Raw genomic sequence first — 4,688 nt, 5'->3', positions numbered from 1 at the left:
CTACGGCGAATATTTGATTAATCTTATAGAGAAATAATAATGAAACTAGTTAATACAATTGAATTTAAAAAACTGGGTGATGATAGAGGTTCGTTAGTTTCATTAGAGCAAAATAAAAATATTCCATTTGAAATTAAACGTATTTATTACATCTTTGGCACTAAAGATGGGGTTTCACGTGGGTTTCATGCACATAAAAACCTGCAACAAGTCGCAATTTGTGTAAAAGGTAGCTGCCGTTTTTTATTAGATGACGGAAAAACAAAAGAAGAAGTTATTTTAGACAAACCATATACGGGATTACATATAAACAGTTTCATTTGGCGAGAAATGTATGATTTTTCTGAAGACTGCGTTTTGATGGTTTTAGCAAGCGAATTATATGATGAAAGTGATTATATTCGTAACTATGATGATTTTTTAGAAGAATGTAAAAATGTTTATTCATCCATTAAGTGATGTCCAGAGCCAAAGTATTGGTGAAAATACTCGTATTTGGCAATTCAGCGTTATCCTAAAGAATGCGCAAATAGGGAGCCATTGCAATATTTGTGCACATACACTAATAGAAAATGATGTCATCATTGGCAATAGTGTAACAATTAAATCAGGTGTTTATTCATGGGATGGAATTCGGATTGAAGATAACGTATTCATCGGCCCATGCGTTACATTTGCAAATGATAAATATCCACGCTCCAAACAATATCCTGAACAATTTCCATTAACCACAATAAAGAAAGGTGCTTCAATAGGAGCTAACGCAACTATTTTACCAAGCATAACATTAGGTGAAAATTGCATGATTGGTGCAGGAAGTGTAGTAACCAAAGATGTTCCAGAAAATGCACTTGTTGTTGGCAATCCAGCAAAAGTTGTTAGATATCTGAAATAATTATAGGATGACAAATGATAAGTTTTCTTGACCTAAAAAAAATTAATCAACAATATCAACAAGAGCTTAAAGATGCCTGTGCCAATGTAATTGACTCAGGATGGTATATAATGGGCAAAGAATTAGAAAAATTTGAACACAATTTTTCTGTTTACTGCGGTACTAAATATACTATTGGTGTAGCAAATGGCTTAGATGCCTTAACTTTAGCACTGCGTGCATGGAAAGAGCTAGGAAAAATAAAAGCTGGTGATGAAGTCATCGTACAAGCTAATACTTATATCGCATCCGTCTTAGCTATTACTGAAAATGGCTTAGTACCCGTTCTCGTAGAACCTGATGTTAATACCTATAATTTATCAGTTGAGAATATAAAAGCTGCAATTACAGACAAAACAAAAGTTATTTTACCCGTTCATCTCTATGGGCAGATCTCACCAATGCCTGAAATTATGGCTATTGCGCAAGAATATAATTTGTTAGTTCTAGAGGACTGTGCGCAATCCCATGGCGCTAGCATCGATGGTAAAAAGGCAGGTAATTGGGGTCATGCGGCAGGATTTAGCTTCTATCCAGGAAAAAACCTTGGAGCACTAGGCGATGCCGGAGCAATAACCACTAATGATGAGCAACTAGCAGAAATTTTATTTGCCCTAAGAAACTATGGTTCACATCAGAAGTACTTAAATTTATATCAGGGAGTCAATAGTCGTCTTGATGAATTACAGGCAGCATTACTTAGTGTAAAACTAAAGTATCTTGATAATGAAACCATTATTCGCCAAAAAATAGGATTAACTTACTTAGAAAATATTAATAATCCATTAATCAAGCTTCCCCTATCAGTCAGCACGTATAAAGACAATATTGAACAGCACGTATGGCACTTATTTGTTATAGCAACGGAACATAGAGAATTACTTCAAAAACATTTGATTGAAAATGGTATTCGAACACTAATTCATTATCCTACTCCTCCGCATAAACAGCAGGCATATAGCCAATACAAAGAACTTTCATTACCAATTACTGAAAGAATTCATAGTGAAGTTCTAAGTATACCAATCGGACCAACAATGACTAATGAAGAAATATCTAAAGTCATTGAAGCATGTAATTCATTTGTGAAAAAATAATGACATTAGTTAAAACATCACTACTAAGCCTGATAGCTACATTTTTTAAAATGCTATCAGGATTAGTGATTAATAAGGCAGTCTCTGTCTATATCGGTCCTGTTGGGCTTGCAGTCATCGGTCAATTTCAAAACTTTAGCCAACTTGTATTGATTGCTGCGCAAGGAGCTATAAATAATGGTGTAGTAAAATACACGGCTGAATATGGTAAAGAAAGTGAAAAGCTTCCTTCACTATTTAGTACTAGTATTCGTATTAGTTTTACTACATCCATCGTTGTCGGTTGTATATTAGCAATATTTTCTAACTTCTTTTCTCTTAAAATATTAGATGATGTCCAGTATCAATTTATTTTTATAATATTTGGTTTTACAATTATTTTATTTGTTTTAAATGGCTTGTTTTTATCTATCATTAATGGCCTTAAAGAAATCAGAAGCTATATCAAAATAAATATAATACAAAGTATATATTCTTTAATCTTTACCAGCTTACTGATTTATTTTCTTGGGTTAAAAGGTGCTTTAATTGCGTTAGCAACAAACCAATCCATAATATTTTTTATTACATTATTCATGCTCAGAAAGCATGAAGTAATAACATGGAAAAAGTTTACCTCATCTTTTGATAAAAAAATATCTAAAAACCTTTTTTCTTACTCAGCAATGGCTATCACCTCTGCGATTATGGTTCCTACCTCACAATTTATAATTCGTGATTATATAGGAACAACCCAAGGGTTAGACCAAGCAGGTTACTGGCAAGGTGTATGGTATATATCAACAACTTATTTAATGATAGTCACTACTGCTTTAAGCACCTATTACCTACCAAGACTTTCAGAGATCACTAGCAAGCAAGAGTTAAAAAAAGAAGTTCTACAAGGTTATAAAATATTACTCCCAATAGTCATTGCATGTGGATTGGTAATATACCTATTACGTGATTTTATTATTTATTTACTTTTCTCTGATCGCTTCTCACCAATGAAACCATTGTTTACATGGCAAATAATTGGTGATGTATTCAAAATAGCATCATGGTTATTAGCATATGTAATGCTAGCTAAAGCGATGACGAAAACATTCATAATCAGTGAAGTAATATTCTCTATTTCCTTTATATTGCTTTCTTATTTATTTATCTCATTAATGAATTCCGGTACTATCGGTGCAACATACGCATATTGTTTAAACTATCTATTATATTTTATAGTTATGATTTTCACCATTAACTCAAAATTATCTAGCCTATAGTAGTATTTAAATTATGAATAAAGAAATTATCAGTATTGCTATTTTTAGTTACAATTCTGAAAGTACTATTCTAGAAACATTAAATAGTATCCTTGAACAAAATTATGGTTGTCAATATATCGAACTTATATTTGGCGACGATGGTTCTAAAGATGATACTCAAAAATTAATAAAAAACTGGCTGAAAAATTATAAAAATAATTTTCATAATGTTATATTAAATATTAGTAATGTTAATAAAGGTGTAGTAGCTAATTTTAACTCAACCTGCCAACTAGCTACCAGTAATTGGATAAAACCAATCGCTGCAGATGACTTATTAAAATATAACTGCATTACAGAATTATATTTGTTTGTAACAGATATAAAAACACCCTGTGCCTTTTGTAAAGTAGAAAGATTCTGTGGCAGTAAAAAATTTGGAGTAATACCTAAAAATAATTATTATTTTAACCAAACTGCTAAAGAACAATTTAAGCATTTGTTGATAGACAATTTCGTACCCGCTCCTGGTTCTTTTTTGAGTAAGAAATTATTACAGGATATTGAATACCCCGATGCTAATCTTAGTATGGAAGATTATCCTCTATGGTTAAAAATCACCAATATGAATATAAAACTACCTTTGCTGGATAAAATATTAGTCGAGTATAGAATAGGAGATAGCATTTCAAATAGTAATACCAGATTAATAAATCCAAAACTCAGTAATGATAATTATTTATGTAAAAAAACATTTCTAAGCAAGTTTAATGGGAGGTTTAGCACTAGATTACTTTTGAAGATTGATCTGATATTATATAGATTAACTGACCTGTTTAAAATATATATATTGAAAAACAATAACAATAAGTTTTCTCGACTAATATCACCGATGTTCCGATTTTTATCTCCTTTATATATTAATAAAAAATTAAGAAAATAAAATGACTCTCCCTCTTGATTTTAATCTTAGCGTTAAGATTAAAAATTTATTTCAACTGATATTTGTATTATTTACATTGTTTAGTGTTAGTTATAATTTTACCCCTGTGGTTATTCCGACAACTTATTTATCAATTGTGGTGATGTTTATTACTTTTCTATATCAAATATATACGGTTGGAAAAGTTACTATTATAAATCGCTCATCTCTTATTTTTTGCAGTTTATTTATACTTTTATCTATATTAAGCTATTTACTAAATTTTAGCAAAACTGATGCATACATGATTAGAATATCAATAATGTATTTTTTAATAATATTATTTACTCCTGCAATTTATATATTGATGTTCAAACAGAATGACCTTTTAATTTTAAAAATAATAGGATATGCTGGTTTTATTAATGCAATATTTATTATAGCGATGCTTGTTATTCCCTCATTTCAGTCTTTTTATTTATCATTTATCAATAGCC

General features: G+C 30.5%; 6 protein-coding genes. All 6 read left to right on the top strand.

The features are described from left to right. Positions 1-39 precede the first annotated feature (39 nt). Positions 40-459, top strand: coding sequence for a sugar 3,4-ketoisomerase (locus PSF16_RS16430; RefSeq protein ID WP_272689703.1), 420 nt, complete (start codon positions 40-42; stop codon positions 457-459). After that, the gene (locus tag PSF16_RS16425) at positions 437-895 is read left to right on the top strand and encodes an acyltransferase (RefSeq protein ID WP_272689702.1); all 459 of its coding nucleotides are present in this window, start codon (positions 437-439) and stop codon (positions 893-895) included. The genes PSF16_RS16430 and PSF16_RS16425 overlap by 23 nt, the downstream gene beginning before the upstream one ends. Positions 896-909: 14 nt before the next feature. Next, on the top strand, positions 910-2,031 hold the full coding sequence (locus PSF16_RS16420) for a DegT/DnrJ/EryC1/StrS family aminotransferase (RefSeq protein WP_272689701.1): 1,122 nt from the start codon (positions 910-912) through the stop codon (positions 2,029-2,031). Continuing rightward, on the top strand, positions 2,031-3,287 hold the full coding sequence (locus PSF16_RS16415; protein WP_272672795.1) for an O-antigen translocase: 1,257 nt from the start codon (positions 2,031-2,033) through the stop codon (positions 3,285-3,287). The genes PSF16_RS16420 and PSF16_RS16415 overlap by 1 nt, the downstream gene beginning before the upstream one ends. Before the next feature lie 13 nt (positions 3,288-3,300). Beyond that, the gene (locus PSF16_RS16410) at positions 3,301-4,212 is read left to right on the top strand and encodes a glycosyltransferase family 2 protein (protein WP_272689700.1); all 912 of its coding nucleotides are present in this window, start codon (positions 3,301-3,303) and stop codon (positions 4,210-4,212) included. Between the two features lies 1 nt (position 4,213). Then, on the top strand, positions 4,214-4,688 hold a 475-nt coding region (locus tag PSF16_RS16405), incomplete at its 3' end, for a hypothetical protein (protein ID WP_272689699.1).

The organism is Providencia sp. PROV033, from assembly GCF_028484855.1.
GTDB lineage: Bacteria > Pseudomonadota > Gammaproteobacteria > Enterobacterales > Enterobacteriaceae > Providencia > Providencia alcalifaciens.
Note: the sequence above shows the minus strand (reverse complement) of the source record. Positions and strands in the feature narration are given on the sequence as shown.